This window comes from Streptomyces sp. TLI_171 (assembly GCF_003610255.1).
In the GTDB taxonomy this organism is placed as follows: domain Bacteria; phylum Actinomycetota; class Actinomycetes; order Streptomycetales; family Streptomycetaceae; genus Kitasatospora.
In genome coordinates this window covers 3,724,838-3,747,877 of the sequence record NZ_RAPS01000001.1, presented here as the reverse complement: position 1 = coordinate 3,747,877, position 23,040 = coordinate 3,724,838, and the positions used below count along the sequence as shown (strand labels likewise).

Below are 23,040 nucleotides of genomic sequence, written 5' to 3'. Positions count from 1 at the left end.
ACGGACGAAATCCGTTGCGGGCGGTGGTCAGCGGTGGGTGTCGAAGAAGGCCCGCAGTTGGGCGGTGCACTCCTCGGCGAGGACGCCGGGGACCACTTCGGGGCGGTGGTTGAGGCGGTTGTCGCGGATCACGTCGAAGAGCGACCCGGCCGCGCCGGCCTTCGGGTCGAGGGCGCCGTAGACCACCCGGTCCAGGCGGGAGAGCACGATCGCGCCCGCGCACATGGTGCAGGGCTCCAGGGTGACCACCAGGGTGCAGCCGCTCAGCCGCCACTCCCCGACGCTCGCGGCGGCCTGACGGATCGCCACCACCTCGGCGTGCCCGGTGGGGTCGCCCACCGCCTCGCGGACGTTGTGGCCGCGCCCCAGCACGGCGCCGTCCGGGCCCAGGACGAACGCCCCGACCGGGACGTCACCGGTGGCGGTGGCCAGCGCGGCCTCCTCGATGGCGAGGCGCATCTGGTCCCGCCAGCGGTCGCGTACCGGGTCGGGGCGTACGGGGGCGGGCAGCGGGGCGATCCGCGGCCGTTCGCCGAGGGTGAGGGGCGGAGGGGGGACGGGCTGCATGGACCCAGTGTCGGACACCGGGCCCGCCGCTACCGAACGGCCTCCAGTACCTCGCTGCAGCCGAGCGCCTCGGCGATCTCGCCGAGCGCGTCGCCCGGCGCGGCGCCCTCGCCCGCGAGCTCCAGCAGGTCGGCGGCCGCCATCCCGTACTCGGTCAGCAGCTCGGAGTCGCCGATCGGCCCGATCGGGGTCGCGCCCCGCCCGGCCGCCGGCTCGTCCTCGTCGTCCTCGGTCTCGGCGGTCGCGTCGTCGTCCTCGTCGTCGAGTTCGGCCACCAGGCCGTCCAGGTCGTCGAAGTCGGCCTCCCCGTCCTGTTCGATCAACTCGTCCGTGAGCACGGCCCCGTACGAGCTGCGCGCCGCGGCGGCCGCGTCCGAGACGAAGATCCGCGGGTCGTCCTCACCGTCGATCCGCAGGAGGGCGAACCAGGCGTCCTCCTGCTCGATGAAGACCAGCACGGTGTCATCGTCCTCGGCCGCTTCGCGGGCCAGGTCGGTCAGGTCGGCCAGGGTCTCTACGTCGTCGAGTTCGGTCTCGCTCACGTCCCACCCGGCACCGGTGCGAGCAAGCACTGCAGCGAAGTACGCCACCAGGGACACTCCCAAGATTGGTCTCGGCTGTCGGCGATCTCGGGCGGGTGCGGTCCGGCCGCCCCCGCGCCAGAAGGCGGTCCGCTGTTCGGACCGTCCCACCGCATCGTGACAGAAAGCCCGCCGCTGCGGGGGGTGTTCGGCAGCGCGTCTTCGCAGGTCGTGTCGGAATGGCCGGCTTCCGGCCGGTCGACGTGCGGATCTTGACCGTCGGACCCCTTGCGGTGGGGGGCGTTCGGGCGCTCGCGGGGCGCAATCGAGGTCCGGGGCGCGGCCCCGGGCCAGGTCAGATCCGGAAGGTTCGCATCCGCAACGCTTCGCGCATCCGGCGTTCCTTGGTCCGTCTCGGCTGCACCCGGGCGCGCAGTTCACGGGCCTCGGCCAGCTCGCGGAGGAACACGGCCCGGCGCTTTCGCCGCTGCGCGTCGGTCTCCGCGGCGCTCGGCGCGCCGTCCTCGGACGCCGGACGGGACTCGTCTGTCGAGCCTGACCCGCCCGCGCCGGCGGTCGATGCCCGCGTCGGGTTGCTCTTCATAGGTTCCGACTTTCCCAGATGAGGCCCGCCGATACCACAGGAGCGGCCCGACTTCCGTGATTCCGGCCGCATTCCGGGTCGCGCGGCCGGTCCTCCCGGCTCGTCCCGGCTCGTCCCGGTTCGTACGGAGTCGTACACACGTACCCGGGCCCGTTATCGTCGTTGCCATGCGTCTCCACGTCGTCGACCACCCGCTGGTCGCCCACAAGCTGTCCACCCTGCGCGACGAGCGCACGGACTCGCCGACCTTCCGGCGGCTCACCGACGAGCTGGTGACCCTGCTCGCGTACGAGGCGACCAGGGACGTCCGGACCGAAACGGTCGAGATCACCACTCCCGTCGCGGTGACCCGGGGCACCCGGCTGTCCTACCCGCGCCCGCTGGTGGTTCCGATCCTCCGGGCCGGTCTCGGCATGCTCGACGGCATGACCCGGCTGCTGCCCACCGCCGAGGTCGGCTTCCTCGGCATGGTCCGCAACGAGGAGACCCTGGAGGCCTCCACCTACGCGACCCGGATGCCGGACGACCTCTCCGGCCGGCAGGTCTACGTGCTCGACCCGATGCTCGCCACCGGCGGCACGCTGGTCGCCGCGATCCGGATGCTGCTCGAGCGCGGCGCGACGGACGTCACCGCGGTGGTGCTGCTGGCCGCGCCCGAGGGCGTCGCGGTCATGGAGCGCGAGCTGGCGGACACCCCCGTCACCGTGGTCACCGCCGCCCTCGACGAGCGGCTCAACGAGCACGGCTACATCGTTCCGGGCCTCGGCGACGCGGGCGACCGCCTCTACGGCACGGCCGGCTGAGCACGCGCACCAGCGGCCTCCCGCACAGGAAGCACAGGAGCCCCCACCCGATCCGGGTGGGGGCTCCTGTGCTTGTGCGGTGGTGCGCTCAGCAGTGGCCGGGCTCCGGGGTGGGGGAGGGCTTGGTGAGTTCGGCGAGCGCGGCCGCGGCCTGGGTCGGGTCGGCGAGGGCGGTGAAGGTGTCGCCGATGACCAGGTCGACGGTGGCGTCGGCGCGGGTGTCCTCGGTGCTGGTGGCGGTGGCGACCTGGGAGACCAGCAGGGTGGCCGCGCCGAGCCCGCCGGGGCCGCTCACCACCTGCGCGGCGCCGGGCACCTTCTTGTCGAGCGCGGCCGGCGCGTTCCCGACCTTGCCGACCACGAAGCCGCGCTTCCTGAGCTCGTCGGCGGTGCGGGCCGCCAGGCCGGCCTTGTCGGTGGCGTTGTAGACGTTGACCGTCACCGCGGCGGGCTGCGGCACGGCGGTGTTGCTGGGGGCCGGCGCGGGCGCCCCCGACGCGGCCGGCGAGCCGGCGGCGGACGGGGAGGTGCTCGCGGCCGCACTGTTCTCCGGGGCGGCCAGCGGCTTGCCGGAGACGCCGGCGCACGCCTGCGCGCCGGCGTGCTTGGTCTTCCCGGTGAAGACGTCGTACAGCTGGACGCCGCCGACCGAGACCAGTCCGAGGATCAGTACGCCGCCCAGCGCGAGCGCGACCCTGCGGCCGCGGCGGGTGGGGCGCCCGAGTCGGGGATAGGCGTTGCCGGTGACCCGGTACTGCTTCCCCTTCAAACCCCGGGGAGTCAACATGCTCATGGTCTGTCTCCCCCTAGGTGCCAGGGTGGGGTGCCGGTGACCGCCGAGCGGCCGTGGGGACGGGCCGCTCGGCCGCCCTAGTCAGCACACTAATCCGACTAAGGCGGTGCAGGTACTGGATGATCATCATCCGGGGGACGACGGCACTCGAAAGGACGTACCGGGACCGACCGGCGGTTGCGGCCGGGTACGGGTGACGGACGGTCAGTCCATCTCCAGCACGCGGGCGTGCAGGACCTGCCGCTGTTGGAGTGCGGCTCGAACGGCCCGGTGCAGCCCGTCCTCCAGGTACAGGTCGCCACGCCACTTCACCACGTGGGCGAACAGGTCCCCGTAGAAGGTGGAGTCCTCCGCGAGGAGGGTCTCCAGGTCCAACTGACCCTTGGTGGTCACCAACTGGTCCAGCCGCACCGGACGCGGCGCGACGTCCGCCCATTGGCGGGTGCTGGTCCGGCCGTGATCCGGGTACGGCCGTCCGTTGCCGATGCGCTTGAAGATCACACGGAAAGCCTACCGTTCGCGACGCTGCGGGCGCAGCAGGCGGGACCAACGGTGCGTTGACCGAGCTGAGGAGGGGTTGGGCGTTTTGATGGGAATTGATGACTTTTCACCGTTCAGTCGGGGAGATCCGAGGACATGACCGCTGAGACCGAACCCGCCGCCCTGCCCGAACCGGTCGCCCGGATCGCCGCCGGCTACGCATTCTCCGGCCCGGCCCTCCGGCTCGGTGCGGTCCTGCACGAGGGCGCCGCGCACCCCGGTGCGCAGGTGCGCGTCCCGCTGGGCGTGCTGAACCGGCACGGGCTGGTCGCCGGGGCGACCGGCACCGGGAAGACCAAGACCCTGCAGTTGATCGCCGAACAGCTCTCCGCGGCGGGCGTGCCGGTGTTCCTCGCCGACGTCAAGGGCGACGTGTCCGGGATCGCCGCGCCCGGCGAGGGCGGCGAGAAGCTCACCGCGCGGGCCGCCGAGGTCGGGCAGGACTGGACGGCGCGCGGCTGCCCCGCCGAGTTCTTCTCGCTCGGCGGCCAGGGCGAGGGCACCCCGATCCGGGCCACCGTCACCGGTTTCGGGCCGCTGCTGCTCGCCAAGGTGCTGGAGCTGAACGAGACCCAGGAGGCCTCGCTCTCGCTGGTCTTCCACTACGCCGACCAGCACGGCCTGGAGCTGTACGACCTGAAGGACCTGAGCTCCGTCATCTCCTTCCTCACCTCGCCGGAGGGCAAGGGCGAGCTGAAGGGCATCGGCGGGCTGTCCGCCGCCACCGCCGGGGTGATCCTCCGTTCGCTGACGGTGCTGGAGAACCAGGGCGCCGGGGCGTTCTTCGGCGAGCCCGAGTTCGACACCTCCGACCTGCTGCGGACGGCCGAGGACGGGCGCGGCGTGGTCTCGGTGCTCGAACTCCCGGCGGTGCAGGATCGGCCGCGGCTGTTCTCCACCTTCCTGATGTGGCTGCTCGCCGACCTGTACCAGGACCTGCCGGAGGTCGGCGACCTCGACCGCCCCAAGCTGGTGTTCTTCTTCGACGAGGCCCACCTGCTGTTCAAGGGCGCGTCGAAGTCCTTCCGGGAGGCGATCACCCAGACCGTGCGGCTGATCCGCTCCAAGGGCGTCGGGATCTTCTTCGTCACCCAGACGCCGAAGGACGTGCCCGGCGACGTGCTGGCCCAGCTCGGCAACCGGGTGCAGCACGCGCTGCGGGCCTTCACCCCGGACGACGCGAAGGCGCTCAAGGCGACGGTGTCGACCTTCCCGAAGTCCGAGTACGACCTGGCCGCCGTGCTCACCGGGCTCGGGACGGGCGAGGCCGTGGTGACGGTGCTGTCGGAGAAGGGCGCGCCGACGCCGGTCGCGGCGACCAGGCTGCGCGCGCCGGAGTCGCTGATGGGCCCGCTCCCGGACGGGCAGCTGGCTGCGGCCGTGACGGGGTCCGCGTTGAACCCGCGGTACCGCGACGCGATCGACCGGGAGTCGGCGTACGAGAAGCTCACCGCGCCGACGCCGCCGGCCGCACCGGAACCGGTGGCGGTGCCGGAACCGGAGGCCGCGCCGGAGCCGGAGCGGAAGCGGGAGAAGGAGGAAGCGGGGCTGTTCGGGTCGCTGCTGAGCAGTCCGGCGCTGAAGTCGTTCGCCCGGTCGGCGGGCACCCAGCTCGGGCGGGAGATCAGCCGCAGCCTGTTCGGCACCGCGAAGCGCCGGCGCTGACTACCGCAGCGCGTGGCCGATGCGGTCGAGGGAGGAGAGCCGCATCAGGCCGTAGTTGTAGAACTCGACCTCCGGGACGCCGAGTCCGCGGAGCGTGGCGATCTTGGCGGCGAGGTTGGCGGGGCCGTCGCAGTCGGAGGCCATCGGACGCAGGATGACGGCCATGTCCTGCGGGCGCACGCCGTGCAGAGCGAAGGCGGCGACCTTCTCGCGGACCTCCTCGGGGGTCCTGGCGTAGCCGAGGGTCTCGATCTGGTGGGCGGCGCCGGCCAGCGCGGGGAGGTCGATGCCGGAGAGCCAGCCGGTGCCGGGGCCGCCGCCGTCCATGAAGGTCAGGCGCATGCCGTGGGCGGCGGCGGTGGCGGCGAGTTCGGCGGCGAGGGTGGTGACGGTGCGGGCCGAGGCGTCGACGTAGGCGGCGAGGGCGCCGCCGGCCAGCTGGTCCAGGGGGGTGGGGGCGAGCGCGCGGGTCTCGTCGGCGAGGCGGGCCCGGAGCTCGGTGCGGACGGTGTCGCGGACGTGCTCGGCGGGGACGCCCGCGGCGGTGGCGGCGGCCAGGCAGTGCGGGCAGAAGCAGAGCGAGAGCAGCGCCTCGGTGACGGGGCCGAGTTCCTCGAAGTAGCGCTCGTGGTGGTAGCCGTGGGCGAGGCCGTGGAAGTGCAGGGATTCGGCGCGGACGGCGTCGACGCCGTAGCGGGCGAGTTCCTCGACCAGGGTGTGGCAGTACTCGCGGACCTCGGGGTTGGCGGGGCACAGCTCGGTGAGGTGGCGGTCGCCGAAGGCGTTGGCGGGGGCGCAGTCGGGGTGGGCGAAGCCGAGGCGGTCGTTGTGGCAGAAGACCGTCCAGGCGTGCAGCTTGAGGCCGCGTCGGCGGGTCTCCTCGGTGGCCTCGGCGAACGGGTCGCGGTCGCCGATGGCGGTGGAGGGGAGCGGGGCGAGGCGGCGGTCGGCCCAGCGGGCGGGGTCGGGGCGGAAGTACGCGGCGCCGGGTTCGAGGTAGCGCAGGACGCGGTGCGGGTTGTGCGGGAAGACGTCGCGCGCCTCGTGGTAGACGGAGGCGAGCGTGACGCCGCCGACGCCGGCCCGGTCGGTAAGGTTGCCGAAGAAGGTGTCGGCCCCTTCGTCGAGCAGGTCGGTGGCGAAGGCGAGGACGGACGTCTCCACGGGGCAACTCCGGAGAAGGAAGTACGGGGAGTGACCACGCTAACCGCGCTCTCCCGTATTGGTCTATACCTGGTTGGGTGAGGAGAGCGGCGCGATGACGGTGTACCGGGGCTACGACCAGCGGGAACTCGACCGCGAGTACTCGCCGAGCAGCAAGGTCGCGGACTTCGACGCCGAACTCGCCGCGTACGCGGGCGTGAGCCGCCGGGCCTACCAGGAGCTGGCCGGGTACCGGGAGCTGCGGTACGGGCCGGACGGGCCGGAGCTGATCGACTTCTTCCCGGCCCGGCCGGGCGCGCCGCTGCACGTGTTCGTGCACGGCGGCTACTGGCAGGAGCTCGGCAAGGAGGACTCGGTCTTCCCGGCGCTGGACTTCGTCCCGCACGGCACCGCGTTCGCGGCCGTCGGCTACGGGCTGGCGCCGCACTGGACCCTGGAGCAGATCGCCGGGCAGGTCACCGAGGCGCTGGTGTGGCTGCTGGCGCACGCCGGGGAGCTGGGCGTCGACCCGGCCCGGGTGGTGCTCAGCGGCAGCTCCGCGGGGGCTCACCTGGTGGCCAACGCCCTGCTGGACCCCCGGCTGCGCGGCCGGTTCGCCGGGGCGGCGCTGCTCAGCGGCGTGTTCGACCTGGAGCCGATCTCGCTGACGTACGTCAACCAGCCGCTCGGGCTGGACGCGGAGCGGGCCAGGAGGCTCAGCCCGCTGCACGCGGACCTGTCGGGCCTGCCGCCGCTGGTGGTGGCGATCGGGGAGCACGAGACGGACGAGTTCGGCCGGCAGCAGGCCGAGTTCACCCAGGCGGCCCGGACCGCCGGGGTGGCGGTGCACGAGCTGCTGGTCGGCGGCCGCAACCACTTCGACCTGGTCTTCGACCTCGGTCGGGTGGACACCGTGCTCGGCGCGGCGGTCGACGCCCTGGGCGGAAGCTGACGCTCCGTAGACTGCGCCGGTACCCCCGCACACCTTCGACGAGGACGGTGAACGATGACCGCGCGCATCCCGCTTCCGTACGATTTCCTGCCGCCGGTGCCGGCGTTCGAGCTGCGCAGCGAGGACCTGGTGGACGGCGCGACCATGCCGGACGCCCACGTGCACGCGGCGGGGAACACCTCGCCGCAGCTGTCCTGGTCGGGCTTCCCGGCGGGGACCAGGTCGTTCGCGGTGACCTGCTACGACCCGGACGCGCCGACCGCGGCCGGCTGGTGGCACTGGCTGGCCGTCAACCTGCCCGCGGGCACCACCGAGCTGCCGCGCGGCGCGGGGGCGGACGACGGCGGGCTGCCCGGCGGGGCGTTCCACGTCCGCAACGACTTCCCGGGCCACCGCTACGACGGCGCCGCCCCGCCGCCCGGGCCGGCCCACCGCTACGTGTTCGTGGTGCACGCCCTGGACGTGCCGGCCCTCGACGTCGGGCCGGACACCCCGGCCGCGCAGGTCGGCTTCAACCTGACCGCGCACGCGCTCGGCCGCGCCGTGCTCACCGTGGAGTACCAGTCCGCCCCGTGACGGCGGATCGGGCCGGGAGCGGTCAGCTCCCGGCCTTCGCGGCGCGCTTGGCCTCCTGCTTGGTGGCGCGCACCTTCAGCAGCGACTCCGGGCCGGTGATGTCGGCGACCGAGCGGAAGCTGCCCTCCTCGCCGTACCCGCCCGCCGCCTCGCGCCAGCCGGCCGGGCGGACGCCGTACTGCTTGCCGAGCAGGGCCAGGAAGATCTGCGCCTTCTGCACGCCGAAGCCGGGCAGCGCCTTCAGCCTGGTCAGCAGCTCCTTGCCGGTGGCGGCGTCGCGCCAGACCGCCTCGGCGTCGCCGTCGTAGTGCTCGACCAGGTAGGCGCAGAGCTGCTGCACCCGCTTGGCCATCGAGCCGGGGAAGCGGTGGACGGCGGGCTTCTCGGCGAACAGTGCGGCGAACGCCTCCGGGTCGGCGGCGGCGATGGCGTGCGCGTCGAGGTCGTCGGCGCCGAGGCGCCGGGCGATCACCAGCGGGCCGCTGAACGCCTTCTCCATCGGCACCTGCTGGTCGAGGAGCATGCCGGTCAGGGCGGCCAGCGGGCTGCGGCCGAGCAGTTCGTCGGCGTCGTCCTGCTGGGCGAGGTGGACGGTGACAGCCATGGCGGGGCCTTTCCGGAGCTCGGGCCTTCCATCCTGGCAGCCGCCGCCCGGCGGCGCGTCCCGCAACACGCGCTGGGCGGGCCGGGCCACACTGGGGGGATGACGGAACAGCGACGGGTGATCGTGCTGCGGCACGCCAAGGCGGACTGGCCGGACGTCCCCGACGAGTTGCGCCCGCTGGCCGAGCGCGGCCGGGCCGACGCGGTCGCGGCCGGACGCTGGCTGGCGGCGCAGGACCTGGTGCCGGACCGGGTGCTGTGCTCGACGGCGGTGCGCACCCGGCAGACCTGGGAGCTGGCCGAGCCGGAGCTCGGCGGCGCGCCCGAACTCGTCCTGGAACCCCGGGCGTACCGCGCCGAGGTGGGCGAACTGATCGATCTGCTGCGGGAGTTGCCGCCGGTGGTGCGCACCGTGCTGCTGGTCGGGCACCGGCCGGAGGTGCAGGACCTGGTGCTGGAGCTGACCGGGGAGTGGGCGGCCGGGACGCTGGAGCGGATCCGGGAGAAGTTCTCCACGGCCGGTGTAGCGGTGCTGGCGGTGCCCGAGGAGTGGGCGCAACTCGTGCCGGGAAGTGCCGAGTTGACCGAGTACGCGGTGCCCCGGGGCTGACCGGCGGGGCGTGATAGTCATGGGGGCATGCGTTTCGATACCGTCCCCAAGCCGCCCGCCGTGGAGGCCCGCCCGCGTGACGAGCGCGGCTACCCGGTGCCCGCGATCACCCCGTGGGAGGCCGGACAGCCGCAGTTCGCGCTGACCGACTACGAGCGGTCGGCCGCCTGCGCCCGGGAGCGGCTGTGCTCGGTGTGCAACACGCTGATGCCGCGCGGCCCGGTGTGGCGGGTGGTCGGCGGGGCCGAGGCCGCCGCGATCGGCGAGGCGCTGGCCGCCGGGCGTCCGTACCGGAACATGGCGCCGACCATGGAGGGCCCCGGCCACCGGGCCTGCATGCTGTACGCCGCGATGGTCTGCCCGTACCTGGCCCGGCCGAACGCCCGCCGCCGGGTGACGGCCGACCGTTCCGGGGCCCCGGACGGGCTCACCGCGCACGTGGTGCGGGGGGCCGCCCGGGGCGAGCTGGGCGCGGTGGTCGGCTTCGCCGACTACGAGTTCGCGATCACCCCGAACCGGGTGCTGTTCCGCTTCGTGGACCCGGTCGAGTGGCTGCCGCACGACACAGCGGACGATCAACTTCCGAACCTACGGGCTGAGTTGGAGCGGATCGCTCAGGACCGGTAGGCGGGCAGGCCGACGGTGTCGGTGACCTTCTCGGGCTTTCCGCCCTTGGCGGGGAGCGTGTAGACGCCGTCCGGGCCACGGAAGGCCACGGTCTGCCCGTTGTGGGAGATCACCGGCTCGGTGTAGTCGACGGTGGCGTCCGGCGTCAGGTCGCGCTCCTGGCGGGCCTCGTCGTTGGCGCGGGCGAAGATGTGGTCGTGGCCGCCGACCGAGCGGACGAACACCAGGTCGCCCTGGTCGTCGGCGGCGGGCTGCGAACCCTTGGTGACCGGGCCGCCCTGCTGCCGCAGGTAGTCGTCGCGGATGTAAACCTGGCCCTCGGTCTGGTTGGCGTACACGATCGTGCCGTGCGCACCCGTGGAGCTGGGCCACTGGTTGGCCGTCTGCGGCACCGGCTTGGAGTCCTCGTCGCCGTAGGAGCCCAGCCGCAGCACGGCCGGGGTGCTGCCGGCCTTCGCGGCGACGCCGAGCAGTCGCAGGGTGCCGTGGTCGTCCGCGGTGAAGATCAGGTTGTTGCGGCCCTCGTCGTAGTCGTCCTTGCTGGTCACCTGCCAGGTGGGGTGGGACCAGGTGACACCGGACGGGGCCTTGGCGATCAGGGTCTTGTGGCTGCCGTCGGGGTCGGCGGTCTGGAGGTTGCCGTTGCCGTCGACGAAGGCGGCGTGCTTGCCGTCGGGGGACCAGGCGAGGTCGCGGACCACGGTGCCGAAGTCGACGGACCTGCCGTCCATCAGCACGGTGCCGGTGCCGGTGCTGACGGTCAGTCCGGTGCCGGCGGTCTTGTTCAGCGAGCCGCCCTTGGCCGGGCCGGCGGAGGCCGAACCACCGGACGTGGCCGGTGCGGTGGCGTTCGGCGCGGCGGTGGTGGCGCTGGCGGTGCTCTCGCCCTCCGGGTCGCAGGCGGTCAGCAGCAGCGCGGACCCGGTGGTGAGCGCGGAGACGAGGGCGACGGCGGCGGAGCGGCGGAGGCGGGTGTGCGCGGACATGGATGGTTCCCCCCGGGATCTTCGGTCGATTCGCTGCCCCTTGCGGTCGGTCGTCCGGGGCGATGAGTAGAGATTCGCAGGCCGATGACCTGGCTGCGTGAGCGCATTGTCACCGCCGCGCAACAGACGAACTCAAGTTCTCTACACGCTATTTGATGCTCCGTCGGTCCGGCCCGCCCGGCGGTTGCCGACCGGACCGGGCGGAGGTGGCAGACGCGTCAGGAGCGGTACGCGGGGAGGCCGACGGTGTCGGAGACCTTGACGGGCTTGCCGCCGGTGGCGGGGACGGTCCAGATGCCGTCCGGGCCGCGGAAGGCGACGGTCTTGGTGTCGCGGGAGAACACCGGCTCCGTGTAGTCGACGCTCGCGTCCGGCGTCAGGTCCTGCTCGGGGCCGCCGAAGCCGTCCTTCTTGACGAACAGGTGGTCGTGGCCGCCGACCGAGCGGACGAACACCAGGTCGCCCTCGTCCGAGAGGTCCGGCTGGGAGCCCGCGGTGACCGCCATGCCCTGCTGGCGCAGGTAGTCGTCGCGCAGGTAGACCTGGCCGTCCTCCTGGTTGGCGTACGCCGCGGAGCCGTACTTGCCGCCGCTGTTCGGCCACTGGTTGCCGGTCTGCGGCAGCGGCTTGGCGTCATCGTCGCTGTAGGTGTTCAGCCGCAGCACGTTCGGGGTGGCCCCCGCCTGCGCCGGGACGCCCAGCAGCCGCAGCGTGCCGTGGTCGTCCGCGGTGAACAGCAGGTTGTTCTTGGCCTGGACGTACGGCATGTCCGGGGTCGGGACGTAGACCTGCCAGGTGGGGTGGGACCAGGTGACGCCGGAGGGGGCCTTGGCGATCAGGGTCTTGTGGCTGCCGTCGGGGTCGGCGGTCTGGAGGTTGCCGTTGCCGTCGACGAAGGCGGCGTGCTTGCCGTCGGGGGACCAGGCGAGGTCGCGGACCACGGTGCCGAAGTCGACGACGGCGCCGTCCATCACCACGTAGCGCGTGCCGTTGCTGATGGTCAGTCCGGTGCCCTTGGTCAGGTTGAGGGCGGCGGCGGAAGGCTTGGCGGACGACTTGGCCGGGGTGGACGCGGCGGCGCTCGGCGACGCGGAAGCGGCGGTGCCCGGGGTGGCCGAGGTGCTCGGCGCGGGTGCGGAGCCGGTCGGGGCGGCGGCGGAGGCGGAGGCGGAGGCCTGGTGGCTCGGGGTGGCGGTGGAGTTGAGCTGGGCGCTGCCCGCGTCGGCCGAGGGGTCGCAGGCGGTCAGCAGCAGGGCGGAGCCGGCGGTGATCGCGGAGACGAGGGCGACGGCGGCGGAGCGGCGGAGGCGGGCGGGCGCGGACATGGATGGTTCCCCCCAGGAACGGTGGTCGGTGGTCCGCCCCGGCTCGTTCGCGGTCCGTTCCTCCGGGCCGCCGTTCGGGGCGATGACCAAATATTCACAGGTCGATGACCTCGATCCGTGCGCGCACTGTCACTGCCGTGCAACAGGCCGTCGGAGTCCCGCCGAGCGCGCCGCCGGGCGACTGTCACGGGCACTGGCTAGCGTGGCAGCGAACGTGCTTTCCCCGGGGCCGGGCCCCGGATCCCCGATCCCCGACAGCGGTGGGAGACGCACCATGGCAGCGCAACCCGAGGGCACCCCGGTCTGGGCGGACGCGATGTTCGCCGACCTGGACGGCGCCAAGGCCTTCTACGGCGAGGTGCTGGGCTGGACGTTCGGCGAGGCCTCGTCCGAGTTCGGCAACTACACGCAGGCGCTGAAGGACGGCAAGGCGGTGGCCGCGGTGGTCCCGCCGATGCCCGGGCAGGAGGGGCACTCGGCGTGGGTGCTCTACCTGGCCTCGTCCGACGTCGCGGCCGCCGCCGAGCGGGTCCGGGCGGCCGGCGGCACCGTGCTGATGGACCCGATGCAGGTCGGCAGTTTCGGTTCGATGGCGATCGCCCAGGACCCGGCCGGCGTGGTGTTCGGCCTCTGGCAGGGCGGTGACCACAAGGGCTTCGAACTGCGGGACGCGCCCGGCAGCTACGGCTGGGCGGAGGTGTTCACCCGGGACACCGCCGCAGCCAACTCCTTCTTCCCGCAGGTGTTCCCGTACCGGGTTCAGAAGATCGTCGACGACAACGTGGACTACAGCGTCTACAGCCTCGACGAAACCCCTGCGCTCGGCTCGATGGGCATGGGGCCGCAGGTGCCGGCCCAGGTGCCGCCGTTCATCAGCGTGTACTTCGTGGTGGAGGACTGCGACGCGGCGGCGGCCCGGGTGGCCAAGGCCGGCGGGCAGCTCGTGTTCGGGCCGATGACCAGCCCGTTCGGGCGGTTCGCGTCCTTCGTCGACCCGCAGGGCGCGGCCTTCTCGGTGATCGACCCGAACGCGGCGGAGGGCGAGCAGCCGAGCATGGTGGAGGTGGCCTGAACCGATGGGCGCTCCGCTTCCCGAGCTCACCGGCGAACGCGCCGACCTGCTCGCTTCGCTCGACAAGCACCGCGGGTTCCTGCGCTTCACCGCACGGGGCCTGACGGACGATCAGGCCCAGCAGCGCACCACGGTCAGCGAACTGACCATCGGCGGGCTGATCAAGCACGTCGCCGGGACCGAGGAGCGCTGGCTGCGGTTCGCGGTCGGCGGCGCCGAGGCGATGCGCGCCGAGGGCGCCCCGGAGGACGCCGACGCCTGGGCCGACCAGTTCCGGATGCTGCCCGGCGAGACCCTGGACGTGCTGCTGGAGCGCTACCGGGCCGTCGCCGAGCACACCGACAGCCTGGTGGCCACCCTCGACCTGGACGGCGAGCAGGCCCTGCCCGCCGCCCCCTGGTTCGAGCCCGGCGCCAGCTGGAGCGTGCGCCGCGTCCTGCTGCACGTGATCGCGGAGACCGCGCAGCACGCCGGCCACGCCGACATCCTCCGGGAGTCCCTGGACGGGCAGAAGACCATGGGCTGACGCCCCCGGGGGCCCGGCTCGGGCCGGGCCCTTCGGTCAGTCGGCGTCGAGCACGCTGCGGTAGTAGTCGATCTTGTCGCGCAGGTGGGAGCGCTGGCGTTCCAGCAGCGCGATCTGGTCGTTGACGGCGGTGTCGTGCTTCTCCAGCAGGGCGATCCGGTCGCGGAGGCTGTCGGGACCGTGGTCGCGGGCGAGTTCGGCGTAGCGGCGCATGTCGGCGATCGGCATGCCGGTGTCGCGCAGGCAGCGCAGGATGGTCAGCCACGCCAGGTCGTCGCCGCTGAACCGGCGGTGGCCGCTGGTGGCGCGGGAGATGGCGGTGAGCAGGCCGATCCGCTCGTAGTAGCGCAGGGTGTCCAGGCTGAAGCCCGAGCGTTCGGCGGCCTCGGCGGGGGTGAGCAGCTGGGGGGTCGTCACCGTGCCGATTCTGCCCGGCCGTCGGGTTCGGCGGCGCAGCGGGTGAAGCGTTCGCCCCAGCTGCGCAGCAGGGCGGCGAGTTCGGGCGGGGAGACGACGGTGAAGTCGGCGTCCAGCGAGCCGATGGCCATCGCCGGCCAGTCCAGCGAGTCGGAGCTCATCAGCACCCGGCAGCGCTCGGGACCGGTGGGCGTCACCTCGGCCCAGCTGCCCAGGCGCTGACGGACCGTCGGGGCGGGGGCGTCGACGAGGACGTCGACCTGGTGCGGGCGGGGCTGGCCGGTGAGCCCGGCCCGGACGAACTCCGCGGCGTCGGCGGCCGGGAGGGCGCGGGGCAGGAATCGGGCGCCGGTCGGGTCGGGGGCGGCGAGGCGGTCCAGGCGGAAGGTGCGCCAGTCCTGCCGGGTGAGGTCGTAGGCGACCAGGTACCAGCGGCGGCCGAGCCGGACCAGGCGGTGCGGCTCGACGTGCCGTTCGGTGCCGGCGCCGTCCGCGGCGGCGTAGCGGAACCGGAGCCGTTCGGTGTCGCGGCAGGCCAGTGCGACGGCGGTGAGCGCGTCCGGGTCGATCCGGGCCTCGGCGCCGCCGCGCCAGGAGGCCGGCACGGTGACCGCCCGGAGCGCCTCCACCCGGCGGCGCAGCCGGGCCGGCATCACCTGCACCACCTTGGCGAGGGCCCGCACCGAGGCCTCCGCGATGCCTTCGACCGCGCCGTCCGCGGCGGCCTGCAGCCCGACGGCGAGCGCCACCGCCTCCTCGTCGTCGATGACCAGCGGCGGCAGGGCCGCGCCCGCGGCCAGCTGGTAGCCGCCGTCGACGCCGCGCCGGGCCTCCACCGGGTAGCCGAGTTCGCGCAGCCGGTCGATGTCCCGGCGCAGGGTGCGGGCGGACACGCCGAGCCGCCCGGAGAGTTCCTCGCCCGGCCAGAAGCGGTGGGACTGGAGCAGGGTGAGCAGTCGCAGGGTGCGGGCGCTGGTGTCGGCCATGGTTCCCATCCTCCGGCAATTGCGGACGGAAAGTGGCCGCATCGGTCCGTAGCGTGGAACCCGAAGGCAGGAAGTCGACCGCACCACGGGAGAGGCACCACCATGACCGAGACCACTGTTGGCCAGTACCCCGCCGCCACCGCCGAGGGCCGGACCGGTGAGCACACCGACCTGCTGGCGGAGCTGGGCGTGGCCCGGCACTTCCTGCGGCTGACCACCCGCGGCCTGGACGACGAGCAGGCCGGTCGCCGCACCACGGTCAGCGAGCTGTGCCTGGGCGGTCTGATCAAGCACGTCACCTCGGTGGAGCGGCTGTGGGCGGCGTTCATCGTCGACGGCCCGGCCGCGCTGCCCGACTTCAACAACTTCACCGAGGCCGACTACCGGGCCCGCGCGGACGAGTACCGGCTGCTGCCGGGCGAGACCCTGGCCGGAGTGCTGCACGCATACGAGGTGGTGGCGCGCGCCACCGACGAACTGGTGGCCGGGCTGCCCGACCTGAACGTCGCGCACCCGCTGCCCGCCGCGCCGTGGTTCGCCGCGGGTGCGAGCTGGTCGGCCCGCCGCACGGTGCTGCACATCATCGCCGAGACCACCCAGCACGCCGGGCACGCCGACATCATCCGGGAGTCCCTGGACGGCGCGAAGTCCATGGGCTGACCGAGCCCGCTCCGAACGGCCCGCACCGCCGACAGCCCGTCGGCGGTGCGGGCCGTCCGGCGTGCCGCGGAAATTCCCGGCCTGCGTGTCACACTCCGCCCGCCCTGCCACTCTCGGGATGCAGCCGTGAGAGGAGACGTGCGATGGACGAGGCAACCGAGGTGTTCACCCGGCACCGGGAACTGCTGTTCTCGATGGTCTACAACCTGCTGGGGACGGTCGCCGACACCGAGGACGTGCTGCAGGAGACCTGGCTGGCCTGGTCCGGCCGGCACCGCTCCGCCGACGCCGGGCCGATCGTCCACCCGCGCGCCTACCTGGTGCGCACCGCCGTCAACACGGCGCTCGCCCGGCGCACCGAGATCAACCGGCGGCGGGAGAGCTACTTCGGGCCGTGGCTGCCCGAGCCGCTGGTCGGCGCCGCGCCGGAGGAGAGCCCCGGCGAGCACGCCGAGGCGGTGTCGATGGCGCTGCTGGTGGTGCTGGAGACCCTCACCCCGCTGGAGCGCGCCGTGTTCGTGCTGCACGAGGTGTTCGGCTACAGCCACCCGGAGACCGCCGGGATCCTCGGCCGCAGCCCCGCCGCGATCCGCCAACTCGCCCACCGGGCACGGGAGCACGTCCAGGCCAGGCGCCCCCGGTACCGGGCCGACCCGGCGGTGCGCCGGCAGGTCACCGAGCGGTTCGCGGCCGCGGTCGGCGGCGGCGACCTGGACGCCCTGCTGCGGCTGCTCGCCCCCGACGTCACGCTGTGGGCCGACGGCGGCGGCAAGGCCACCGCGGCGGGCGCCCGCCCCGTGCAGGGCCGCGGCCAGGTCGCCCGGCTGCTGGTCGGCGGCTTCGCGCGGGCCCCGCAGGGCATCCGGGTGCAGTGGGCCACCGTCAACGGCGACCCGTCGGCGCTGCTGTTCGTCGGCGACGCGCCGTTCGCGGTCCTGGTGCTGGACCTGGCGCCGGACGGGGAGCAGGTCACCGACATCTACTTCGTCACCAACCCGGACAAGCTCGCCGGCGTCAACAGCGGTATTGATGAAACAAATTGATTGAGCGTCAGGAAGGCAAGGGGAGAGCGATGGAACTGACCGTACTGGCCGCCACCGGCGGCATCGGGCAGCACCTGCTGGAGCAGGCGCTGGCGGCGGGGCACCGGGTCACGGCGGTGGTGCGCAACCCCGCCAAGCTGGGGGACCGGCCCGGGGTGAAGGTGGTCCGGGCCGATCTGGGCACGGCCGGCGCGGCCGAGCTGCGGGAGGCGGTGGAGGGCGCGGACGCGGTGCTGTCCGGGCTCGGCGCGGTGGGCAAGGCCGGCGTCGGGGTGGCCGAGCACGGCACCCGGGCGGTGGTCGAGGCGATGCGGCAGACCGGCGCGCGGCGGCTGGTGGTGGTGAGCGCCGCACCGGTCGGCACGGTGCCCTCGCCGGCGCGCCCGAACCCGCCGCGGCACGACCCCGGCGAGGGCGCGGTGATGCGGTACGTGCTGACGCCGATGGTGAAGCGGGTGCTGCGCGCGCACTACGCGGACCTGGCCAGGATGGAGGACGTGGTGCTGGCCAGCGGCCTGGACTGGACGGTGGTCCGCCCGCCCCGGCTCACCGACAAGCCGCTGACCCGGGACTACCGGGTCGCGTACGGGCAGAACCTGCGCGGCGGGTCGACGGTGTCCCGGGCCGATGTCGCGCACTGCATGCTGCGCAGCGTCACCGACCCGGACACCGCGGGCCGGATCCTCGGCGTCGCGGACTGAGCCTCCGTCAGGACGGCCGCCAGGGCTCGAAGCGGGCGAACTCCAGCGGGTCGTCGTCCCGGTCGAGGCCCGGCAGGCCGTGCTCGGAGAGCGGGAGGCTACGGCACGCCGGCGACAGCCCTACCCTGAACGGGTGTCAGCTCCTCCTCTGCGCCGGGTGGCCGTGCTGGTCCTGGACGGCGCCAAGCCGCTCGACGTCGGGATCCCGGCGCAGGTGTTCTCCACCCGCGGCAGCATGCCGTACGAGGTGCGGGTGTGCGGGGCGGCGCCGGGGTTGGTGGCGGGAGGTGACGGACTGTCGTACCACGTGGCGCACGGGCTGGAGGCGCTGGAGTGGGCGGAGTCGGTGTTCGTCCCCGGCTACCGGCACCCCGACCGGGACGACCCGCCGGCCGCCGTGGTCGAGGCGCTGTGCGCCGCGCACGCCCGCGGGGCGCGGCTGGCGGCGATCTCCACCGGGGCGTTCGCGCTGGCCGCGACCGGTCTGCTGGACGGCCGCCGGGCCACCACGCACTGGCACTACACCCGGGCGCTGGCCGCCAAGTACCCCGAGGTGCGGGTGGACGAGAACGTGCTCTTCGTCGACGCGGGCAGCGTGCTCACCTCGGCGGGCGCCGCGTCCGGCATCGACCTGTGCCTGCACGTGCTGCGCCGCGACCTCGGGGTGGCCGCGTCCAACCACACGGCCCGTCGGCTGGTGGCCGCGCCGTACCGCAGCGGCGGGCAGGCGCAGTACGTGCCGCGCAGCGTGCCGGAGCCCGTCGGGGAGCGGTTCGCGGCCACCCGGGAGTGGGCGCTGCACCGGTTGGACGAGCCGCTCACGGTGCACTCGCTGGCCCGGCACGCCGCCGTCTCGCCGCGCACCTTCTCCCGGCGTTTCGTCGAGGACACCGGGTACACGCCGATGCAGTGGGTGCTGCGGGCCCGCGTCGACCTGGCCCGTGAGCTGCTGGAACGCTCCGAGCGGAGCGTCGAGCAGATCGCGGCCGAGACCGGCCTCGGCACCGGCGCCAACCTGCGCGCGCACTTCCAGCAGATCCTCGGGACCACGCCCAGCGAGTACCGGCGGACCTTCGCGAAGGGCGAGTAGCGGGCTGGCACGATCCTTGCGAACCGTGGCGCGGACGCCACTGCCACCGGACCTCCCCGCGAGCGAAGGTTGAGGTGTTCACCCCGCAGGAACGTCGCAGAAGAGCCGCAGAGAAGGGCACCACCCATGACCCGCATTGCCGTCAACGGATTCGGCCGCATCGGACGCAACGTGCTGCGCGCCCTCCTGGAGCGCGACAGCAAGCTGGAGGTCGTGGCCGTCAACGACCTGACCGAGCCCACCGCGCTGGCCCGGCTGCTCGCCTACGACACCACCTCGGGCCGGCTCGGCCGCCCGGTGACCGTCGAGGGCGACACCCTGGTGGTCGACGGCCGCCGGATCAAGGTCCTCGCCGAGCGCAACCCCGCCGACCTGCCCTGGGCCGAGCTCGGCGTCGACATCGTGCTGGAGGCCACCGGCCGGTTCACCTCCGCCGAGGCGGCCCGCGCCCACCTCGCGGCCGGCGCGAAGAAGGTCCTGGTGTCCGCGCCCTCCGACGGCGCCGACGTCACCCTGGCCTACGGCGTCAACACCGAGGCGTACGACCCGGCCGCGCACACCATCGTCTCCAACGCCTCCTGCACCACCAACGCGCTGGCCCCGCTGGCCGCCGTGCTGGACGAACTGGCCGGCATCGAGCACGGCTTCATGACCACGGTGCACGCCTACACCCAGGAGCAGAACCTCCAGGACGGTCCGCACCGCGACCCGCGCCGGGCCCGCGCGGCCGCCGTCAACATCGTGCCGACCACCACCGGCGCCGCCAAGGCGATCGGCCTGGTGCTGCCGCAGCTGGACGGCAAGCTGTCCGGCGACTCGATCCGGGTGCCCGTCCCGGTCGGCTCGATCGTCGAGCTGAACACCGTGGTCGCCCGCGACGTCACCCGCGAGGAGGTGCTCGCCGCGTACCGCGAGGCCGCGGCCGGCAAGCTCGCGGGCGTGCTGGAGTACTCGGAGGACCCGCTGGTGTCCGCCGACATCACCGGCAATCCCGCCTCCTCGATCTTCGACTCGGAGCTCACCCGGGTCGACGGCCGCCACATCAAGGTGGTCGCCTGGTACGACAACGAGTGGGGCTTCTCCAACCGGGTGATCGACACCCTGGAGCTGCTGGCCGGCTGACCCGCCGTCAAGCCGCCCGGCCGACCCGCCGTCCGGGGGCCCGCTCCACCGAGCGGGCCCCCCGGGCGCGCCCGCGCTACTTGCCGAGCAGGCCGACCGCGTTGCCGTCCGGGTCGGTGAACACCGCGAGACGGTCACCACCCGGCACCGGCTGGGGTTCCAGGCGGCGGGAGCCGCCGAGCCGGACGGCGTGCTCCAGGGCCGCGTCCAGGTCAGGGACCCGGAAGTAGACGGCGAACCCGGTGTACGGGGCGTCCGGTCCGGCCTGGCCGATGCCGCCGGTCGGCCGGCCGGAGCCGTCGTCGCCGACCAGCGCGTACGTCTCGTCCAGGACCCGTACCGGCCAGCCGAACAGCTCGCCGTAGAAGGCGCGGGCCCGCGGCGCGTCGGGGCTGGACAGGTCGAACCAGGCGGCGGTGTGCGGGGCGGCGGTGTGCGGGGCGTCGGTCATCACGGGCTCCTTCGTCGGGTCCTCGGGAACGGAAAGCCGTTCGAAGGGGAGACCGGGCCGGTGGGGCAGAATCGTCGCCCATGAGCGAGGTTTCTTCCGGAGCCGCCGATCCCGCCGCCGACCTGGCCCTCGCCCGGGCCGGCGACGACGCCGCGTTCGCCCGGCTGGCCGGCCCGCTGCGCCGGGAGCTGCACGCGCACTGCTACCGGATGCTCGGCTCCGCGCACGACGCCGAGGACGCCCTGCAGGAGGCGCTGCTGCGGGCCTGGCGCGGCATCGACCGGTTCGAGGGACGGGCCGGCCACCACTCGCTGCGGGCCTGGCTGTACACCGTCGCCACCCGCACCTGCCTGGACGCCGCCGAACGCCGCGGTCGGCGCGCGCTGCCCGTCGACCTCGGGCCCGCCAGCGAGCGGGTCGTCCTCGACAGCGCTCCCGATACCGGAACCGCCTGGCTCGGCCCGTACCCGACCGCGGGTCTCGCCGCCGGGCCGGCCGACCCCGCGGCCCGCTACGAGCAGCGCGAGGCCGTCGAGTTGGCGTTCGTCGCGGCCCTCCAGCACCTGCCCGGCAATCAGCGCGCCGCGCTGCTGCTGTTCGACGTGCTCGGGTTCTCCGCCGCCGAGATCGCCGCGCTGATGGACACCACCGCCGCTTCGGTCCAGTCGGCGCTGGCCCGGGCCCGCCGCCAACTCGCCCGTAACGCCCCTGCCCGGGGGCGGATGCCCGACGACGCGCTGGTCCGGGAGACCGCCGCCGCGTACGGCGCCGCCCTGGAACGCGGTGACGCGGACGCGCTGGTCGCGCTGCTCACCGAGGACGTCACCTGGTCGATGCCGCCGCTTCCGCACTGGTACCGCGGCCGGTCCGCCGTGATGGCGTTCGCGGTGGCCGTCCCGCTCACCCGCTGCCCCAGCTGGCGGACCACCGTCGTCGAGGCCAACTCCCGCCCTGCCGTTGCCTGTTACGTCGGTCCGGCCGCCGACGCCGGGCACACCGCCTGGTCGATCACCGTGCTCGACCTGACGACCGACGGCCGGATCGCCGCGCTGACCTCCTTCCTCGGCGCCGAGCAGTTCGCGGCGTTCGGGCTGCCGACGGAGCTGCCCTGAGTCGGATCGGGCCCCGGAACGGGCATCGGGGTGTCGCCGACAACGGCTGACAACCTTTCCGCCGGGCCCGGGCGTCTGGTCGGTGTGAGTCGAGAAAACGAGGACGACGCCTACGCGGCCTTCGTCGCGGCCGCCTGGCCGCGGCACCTGCGCACGGCCACGCTGATAGCGGGCGACCGGCACCGCGCCGAGGAACTGCTCCAGGACTGCCTGGTCAAGCTCTACGTCCGCTGGCACCGGATGGCCGCCGACGACCCGCACGCATACCTGCGGCGGATGCTCGTCAACAACCACATCAGCTGGTGGCGGCGACGCCGCCGCGAGCTGCTCATCGCCGAGCCGCCGGACACCCCGGGCGGGGGCGGCGCCGCCGTCGAGGAGTTGGCGGACCTGCACGGCGCGCTGGCCGCGCTCGCGCCCCGGCAGCGCGCCGTGGTGGTGCTGCGGCACTTCGAGGACCTGTCGGAGCGGGACACCGCGGCCGTCCTCGGGTGCTCGGTCGGCACCGTCAAGAGCCAGCACCACCGGGCGATGGCCAGGCTGCGCACCGCCCTGGCGGGAGACCGGCCGGGCAGCGAGGCGGGCAGCCGGGCGAACACCCGGGCGAACAAGCAGTCGAGGAACCAGTCGAGGAACCAGGAGGCCGTCACCCCATGAGCACCGACCACGAGCTGATGTCCCGCGCGCTGAGCGAGCTGGCGGACCGTCACGGACCGGCCGGTCCGGCGCCGGTGACCGAACTGGTGGGGCGCGGCCGGCGCCGCCGGCGGCTGCGGGCCGCGACCGTCGCGGGCAGCGCCACCGCGGTCGGCGCGCTCGCGCTGGCCGGCGTCGTCCTCGGGCTCGGCCCGACGGGCGGCGCCACCGGCCCCAGCGGCCACGGCGCCGCCTCGGCCACCGCGCCGAGTGCGTCGGCCGCGCCCTCCGCGTCCGCTTCCCCCGCGCCGAGTGCCGCCCCGGTGCGCGCCTCCGACGTTCCCACGTTGCTCAAGGCGCGGATCCCGGACGGTTTCGTGCCCGGCGCGAGTTGGGCCCCCGCTCCGCAGGACGGCGTGGCCGGGGCGGCGTACACCCTCACCAAGGACGGGAGGACCGGCACCGTCCGGATCGAGGTCACCCACGTGCTGGCCCTGCGGGGCGGCGGCAGCGCCCAGCCCAACGCGGACCGGTGCGGTGAGGTCAAGGGCTGCACCAGCACGAGGCGGGCGGACGGCAGCGTCCTGCTGGTCGAGGTGCAGCCCGCGGGGCTGGGCGGCGAGCAGGACTGGCGCGCCACCCTCTTCGGCACCGACGGGAGCATGGTCACGGCGGGGTCGGCGACGGTGCCGCTGCCGGGCGGGGGCACCGACCTCTACCCCGGCCCGCCGGTCCTGAACGGTGATCAGCTCACCGCGCTGGTGCTCGACCCGGTGTGGCAGCAGGTGGCCGCGGTGCTGCCGCCGCGGACCTGGCCGTCGCGCGCTGCCTGACCCAGCACAACGGGCGGCGCGCACCGGGAAGTCGGCTCCGGTGCGCGCCGCCCGTGGGCGTTGCGGGTGGTGCTGG

28 protein-coding genes are annotated in these 23,040 nt (G+C 74.0%); 16 read left to right on the top strand and 12 right to left on the bottom strand.

Annotated features, from left to right (window positions below; translation table 11 throughout):
- Positions 1-27: 27 nt before the first annotated feature.
- From tadA to BX266_RS17150, 3 genes are all read right to left on the bottom strand, one after another.
- Complete coding sequence (tadA, locus tag BX266_RS17160) at positions 28-567, bottom strand: tRNA adenosine(34) deaminase TadA (protein WP_099900835.1); 540 nt, start codon at positions 565-567, stop codon at positions 28-30.
- Between the two features lie 29 nt (positions 568-596).
- Positions 597-1,157: a hypothetical protein gene (locus BX266_RS17155; RefSeq protein ID WP_099907970.1), complete on the bottom strand. Its 561-nt coding sequence runs from the start codon at positions 1,155-1,157 to the stop codon at positions 597-599.
- A gap of 286 nt (positions 1,158-1,443) precedes the next feature.
- The gene (locus BX266_RS17150; RefSeq protein WP_099900833.1) at positions 1,444-1,692 is read right to left on the bottom strand and encodes a hypothetical protein; all 249 of its coding nucleotides are present in this window, start codon (positions 1,690-1,692) and stop codon (positions 1,444-1,446) included.
- Between the two features lie 167 nt (positions 1,693-1,859).
- On the opposite strand from BX266_RS17150, the gene upp reads away from it, so the two are divergent.
- Positions 1,860-2,495, top strand: coding sequence for a uracil phosphoribosyltransferase (upp, locus tag BX266_RS17145; protein WP_099900831.1), 636 nt, complete (start codon positions 1,860-1,862; stop codon positions 2,493-2,495).
- Positions 2,496-2,583: 88 nt separating this feature from the next.
- Here upp and BX266_RS17140 read toward each other — a convergent pair whose 3' ends face one another.
- Positions 2,584-3,288 carry a LytR C-terminal domain-containing protein gene (locus BX266_RS17140; protein ID WP_099900829.1) on the bottom strand — a complete coding sequence of 235 codons (705 nt, stop codon included), beginning with the start codon at positions 3,286-3,288 and terminating at the stop codon, positions 2,584-2,586.
- Positions 3,289-3,492: 204 nt separating this feature from the next.
- A complete protein-coding gene (locus BX266_RS17135; protein WP_014136828.1) occupies positions 3,493-3,789 on the bottom strand; it encodes a type II toxin-antitoxin system VapB family antitoxin in 297 nt (98 codons plus the stop codon).
- 135 nt (positions 3,790-3,924) lie between these two features.
- Here BX266_RS17135 and BX266_RS17130 point away from each other — a divergent pair, with 135 nt between their 5' ends.
- Positions 3,925-5,493: a helicase HerA-like domain-containing protein gene (locus BX266_RS17130; RefSeq protein WP_099900827.1), complete on the top strand. Its 1,569-nt coding sequence runs from the start codon at positions 3,925-3,927 to the stop codon at positions 5,491-5,493.
- Here the strand turns inward: BX266_RS17130 and BX266_RS17125 are convergent, their stop codons facing one another.
- A complete protein-coding gene (locus BX266_RS17125) occupies positions 5,494-6,657 on the bottom strand; it encodes a hypothetical protein (RefSeq protein ID WP_099900825.1) in 1,164 nt (387 codons plus the stop codon).
- 94 nt (positions 6,658-6,751) lie between these two features.
- Here BX266_RS17125 and BX266_RS17120 point away from each other — a divergent pair, with 94 nt between their 5' ends.
- Both BX266_RS17120 and BX266_RS17115 read left to right on the top strand, forming a co-directional pair.
- Positions 6,752-7,588 (top strand): alpha/beta hydrolase, encoded by an 837-nt coding sequence (locus BX266_RS17120; RefSeq protein ID WP_099900824.1) that lies wholly within the window; start codon positions 6,752-6,754, stop codon positions 7,586-7,588.
- Between the two features lie 54 nt (positions 7,589-7,642).
- Complete coding sequence (locus tag BX266_RS17115) at positions 7,643-8,164, top strand: YbhB/YbcL family Raf kinase inhibitor-like protein (RefSeq protein WP_099900822.1); 522 nt, start codon at positions 7,643-7,645, stop codon at positions 8,162-8,164.
- A gap of 22 nt (positions 8,165-8,186) precedes the next feature.
- Here BX266_RS17115 and BX266_RS17110 read toward each other — a convergent pair whose 3' ends face one another.
- Positions 8,187-8,768 (bottom strand): HhH-GPD-type base excision DNA repair protein, encoded by a 582-nt coding sequence (locus BX266_RS17110; protein WP_099900820.1) that lies wholly within the window; start codon positions 8,766-8,768, stop codon positions 8,187-8,189.
- Between the two features lie 99 nt (positions 8,769-8,867).
- Between BX266_RS17110 and BX266_RS17105 the strand changes: the two genes are divergently transcribed.
- Together BX266_RS17105 and BX266_RS17100 are read left to right on the top strand one after the other, a co-directional pair.
- Positions 8,868-9,377, top strand: a complete 510-nt coding sequence (locus tag BX266_RS17105) for a histidine phosphatase family protein (RefSeq protein WP_099900819.1) — start codon at positions 8,868-8,870, stop codon at positions 9,375-9,377.
- Between the two features lie 27 nt (positions 9,378-9,404).
- A complete protein-coding gene (locus BX266_RS17100; protein WP_099900817.1) occupies positions 9,405-10,004 on the top strand; it encodes a hypothetical protein in 600 nt (199 codons plus the stop codon).
- Here the strand turns inward: BX266_RS17100 and BX266_RS17095 are convergent.
- Both BX266_RS17095 and BX266_RS17090 read right to left on the bottom strand, forming a co-directional pair.
- Positions 9,992-10,990 carry a PD40 domain-containing protein gene (locus tag BX266_RS17095; protein ID WP_099900816.1) on the bottom strand — a complete coding sequence of 333 codons (999 nt, stop codon included), beginning with the start codon at positions 10,988-10,990 and terminating at the stop codon, positions 9,992-9,994. The two genes, BX266_RS17100 and BX266_RS17095, sit on opposite strands and share 13 nt — an antisense overlap.
- A gap of 218 nt (positions 10,991-11,208) precedes the next feature.
- A complete protein-coding gene (locus BX266_RS17090; protein WP_143686949.1) occupies positions 11,209-12,315 on the bottom strand; it encodes a hypothetical protein in 1,107 nt (368 codons plus the stop codon).
- 274 nt (positions 12,316-12,589) lie between these two features.
- On the opposite strand from BX266_RS17090, the gene BX266_RS17085 reads away from it, so the two are divergent.
- Positions 12,590-13,387 (top strand): VOC family protein, encoded by a 798-nt coding sequence (locus BX266_RS17085; RefSeq protein WP_099900812.1) that lies wholly within the window; start codon positions 12,590-12,592, stop codon positions 13,385-13,387.
- A gap of 4 nt (positions 13,388-13,391) precedes the next feature.
- Positions 13,392-13,913, top strand: a complete 522-nt coding sequence (locus tag BX266_RS17080) for a DinB family protein (RefSeq protein ID WP_099900810.1) — start codon at positions 13,392-13,394, stop codon at positions 13,911-13,913.
- Positions 13,914-13,949: 36 nt separating this feature from the next.
- Here the strand turns inward: BX266_RS17080 and BX266_RS17075 are convergent, their stop codons facing one another.
- Both BX266_RS17075 and BX266_RS17070 read right to left on the bottom strand, forming a co-directional pair.
- A complete protein-coding gene (locus BX266_RS17075) occupies positions 13,950-14,330 on the bottom strand; it encodes a MerR family transcriptional regulator (RefSeq protein ID WP_099900808.1) in 381 nt (126 codons plus the stop codon).
- Positions 14,327-15,316 carry a YafY family protein gene (locus tag BX266_RS17070; protein ID WP_099900806.1) on the bottom strand — a complete coding sequence of 330 codons (990 nt, stop codon included), beginning with the start codon at positions 15,314-15,316 and terminating at the stop codon, positions 14,327-14,329. Before BX266_RS17070 ends, BX266_RS17075 begins: the two co-directional genes overlap by 4 nt.
- Positions 15,317-15,418: 102 nt before the next feature.
- Between BX266_RS17070 and BX266_RS17065 the strand changes: the two genes are divergently transcribed.
- The 5 genes from BX266_RS17065 (at position 15,419) to gap (ending at position 19,932) form a co-directional block, all read left to right on the top strand.
- Positions 15,419-15,976 (top strand): DinB family protein, encoded by a 558-nt coding sequence (locus BX266_RS17065; RefSeq protein ID WP_099900804.1) that lies wholly within the window; start codon positions 15,419-15,421, stop codon positions 15,974-15,976.
- Positions 15,977-16,119: 143 nt separating this feature from the next.
- Positions 16,120-17,019, top strand: a complete 900-nt coding sequence (locus BX266_RS17060) for a sigma-70 family RNA polymerase sigma factor (RefSeq protein WP_099900802.1) — start codon at positions 16,120-16,122, stop codon at positions 17,017-17,019.
- Positions 17,020-17,048: 29 nt separating this feature from the next.
- On the top strand, positions 17,049-17,720 hold the full coding sequence (locus BX266_RS17055; protein ID WP_099900800.1) for an NAD(P)-dependent oxidoreductase: 672 nt from the start codon (positions 17,049-17,051) through the stop codon (positions 17,718-17,720).
- A 133-nt stretch (positions 17,721-17,853) separates the two neighbouring features.
- Positions 17,854-18,810, top strand: a complete 957-nt coding sequence (locus BX266_RS17050; protein WP_099900798.1) for a GlxA family transcriptional regulator — start codon at positions 17,854-17,856, stop codon at positions 18,808-18,810.
- A 126-nt stretch (positions 18,811-18,936) separates the two neighbouring features.
- Positions 18,937-19,932 (top strand): type I glyceraldehyde-3-phosphate dehydrogenase, encoded by a 996-nt coding sequence (gene gap / locus BX266_RS17045; protein ID WP_099900796.1) that lies wholly within the window; start codon positions 18,937-18,939, stop codon positions 19,930-19,932.
- A gap of 76 nt (positions 19,933-20,008) precedes the next feature.
- Here gap and BX266_RS17040 read toward each other — a convergent pair whose 3' ends face one another.
- Entirely contained in the window at positions 20,009-20,383 is a 375-nt protein-coding gene (locus tag BX266_RS17040; protein ID WP_099900794.1) for a VOC family protein, read from the bottom strand.
- Between the two features lie 80 nt (positions 20,384-20,463).
- Between BX266_RS17040 and BX266_RS17035 the strand changes: the two genes are divergently transcribed.
- The 3 genes from BX266_RS17035 to BX266_RS17025 all read left to right on the top strand — a co-directional run bounded on the left by BX266_RS17035 (position 20,464) and on the right by BX266_RS17025 (position 22,964).
- On the top strand, positions 20,464-21,495 hold the full coding sequence (locus BX266_RS17035) for a sigma-70 family RNA polymerase sigma factor (RefSeq protein WP_099900792.1): 1,032 nt from the start codon (positions 20,464-20,466) through the stop codon (positions 21,493-21,495).
- Positions 21,496-21,579: 84 nt separating this feature from the next.
- On the top strand, positions 21,580-22,152 hold the full coding sequence (locus BX266_RS17030; RefSeq protein WP_259464731.1) for a SigE family RNA polymerase sigma factor: 573 nt from the start codon (positions 21,580-21,582) through the stop codon (positions 22,150-22,152).
- On the top strand, positions 22,149-22,964 hold the full coding sequence (locus BX266_RS17025; protein WP_099900790.1) for a hypothetical protein: 816 nt from the start codon (positions 22,149-22,151) through the stop codon (positions 22,962-22,964). The genes BX266_RS17030 and BX266_RS17025 overlap by 4 nt, the downstream gene beginning before the upstream one ends.
- The last annotated feature ends 76 nt before the right edge of the window (positions 22,965-23,040 follow it).

Excerpts from the sequence above, each read along its gene's own strand:
- BX266_RS17040 (WP_099900794.1), bottom strand. The coding sequence starts at position 20,383 with ATGACCGACGCCCCGCACACCGCCGCCCCGCACACCGCCGCCTGGTTC.
- BX266_RS17080 (WP_099900810.1), top strand. The coding sequence starts at position 13,392 with ATGGGCGCTCCGCTTCCCGAGCTCACCGGCGAACGCGCCGACCTGCTC.
- BX266_RS17055 (WP_099900800.1), top strand. The coding sequence starts at position 17,049 with ATGGAACTGACCGTACTGGCCGCCACCGGCGGCATCGGGCAGCACCTG.
- BX266_RS17130 (WP_099900827.1), top strand. The coding sequence starts at position 3,925 with ATGACCGCTGAGACCGAACCCGCCGCCCTGCCCGAACCGGTCGCCCGG.
- upp (WP_099900831.1), top strand. The coding sequence starts at position 1,860 with ATGCGTCTCCACGTCGTCGACCACCCGCTGGTCGCCCACAAGCTGTCC.
- tadA (WP_099900835.1), bottom strand. The coding sequence starts at position 567 with ATGCAGCCCGTCCCCCCTCCGCCCCTCACCCTCGGCGAACGGCCGCGG.
- BX266_RS17085 (WP_099900812.1), top strand. The coding sequence starts at position 12,590 with ATGGCAGCGCAACCCGAGGGCACCCCGGTCTGGGCGGACGCGATGTTC.
- BX266_RS17110 (WP_099900820.1), bottom strand. The coding sequence starts at position 8,768 with ATGGCTGTCACCGTCCACCTCGCCCAGCAGGACGACGCCGACGAACTG.
- gap (WP_099900796.1), top strand. The coding sequence starts at position 18,937 with ATGACCCGCATTGCCGTCAACGGATTCGGCCGCATCGGACGCAACGTG.
- BX266_RS17095 (WP_099900816.1), bottom strand. The coding sequence starts at position 10,990 with ATGTCCGCGCACACCCGCCTCCGCCGCTCCGCCGCCGTCGCCCTCGTC.
- BX266_RS17060 (WP_099900802.1), top strand. The coding sequence starts at position 16,120 with ATGGACGAGGCAACCGAGGTGTTCACCCGGCACCGGGAACTGCTGTTC.
- BX266_RS17115 (WP_099900822.1), top strand. The coding sequence starts at position 7,643 with ATGACCGCGCGCATCCCGCTTCCGTACGATTTCCTGCCGCCGGTGCCG.
- BX266_RS17105 (WP_099900819.1), top strand. The coding sequence starts at position 8,868 with ATGACGGAACAGCGACGGGTGATCGTGCTGCGGCACGCCAAGGCGGAC.
- BX266_RS17035 (WP_099900792.1), top strand. The coding sequence starts at position 20,464 with ATGAGCGAGGTTTCTTCCGGAGCCGCCGATCCCGCCGCCGACCTGGCC.
- BX266_RS17070 (WP_099900806.1), bottom strand. The coding sequence starts at position 15,316 with ATGGCCGACACCAGCGCCCGCACCCTGCGACTGCTCACCCTGCTCCAG.
- BX266_RS17150 (WP_099900833.1), bottom strand. The coding sequence starts at position 1,692 with ATGAAGAGCAACCCGACGCGGGCATCGACCGCCGGCGCGGGCGGGTCA.
- BX266_RS17100 (WP_099900817.1), top strand. The coding sequence starts at position 9,405 with ATGCGTTTCGATACCGTCCCCAAGCCGCCCGCCGTGGAGGCCCGCCCG.
- BX266_RS17090 (WP_143686949.1), bottom strand. The coding sequence starts at position 12,315 with ATGTCCGCGCCCGCCCGCCTCCGCCGCTCCGCCGCCGTCGCCCTCGTC.
- BX266_RS17065 (WP_099900804.1), top strand. The coding sequence starts at position 15,419 with ATGACCGAGACCACTGTTGGCCAGTACCCCGCCGCCACCGCCGAGGGC.
- BX266_RS17120 (WP_099900824.1), top strand. The coding sequence starts at position 6,752 with ATGACGGTGTACCGGGGCTACGACCAGCGGGAACTCGACCGCGAGTAC.
- BX266_RS17025 (WP_099900790.1), top strand. The coding sequence starts at position 22,149 with ATGAGCACCGACCACGAGCTGATGTCCCGCGCGCTGAGCGAGCTGGCG.
- BX266_RS17140 (WP_099900829.1), bottom strand. The coding sequence starts at position 3,288 with ATGAGCATGTTGACTCCCCGGGGTTTGAAGGGGAAGCAGTACCGGGTC.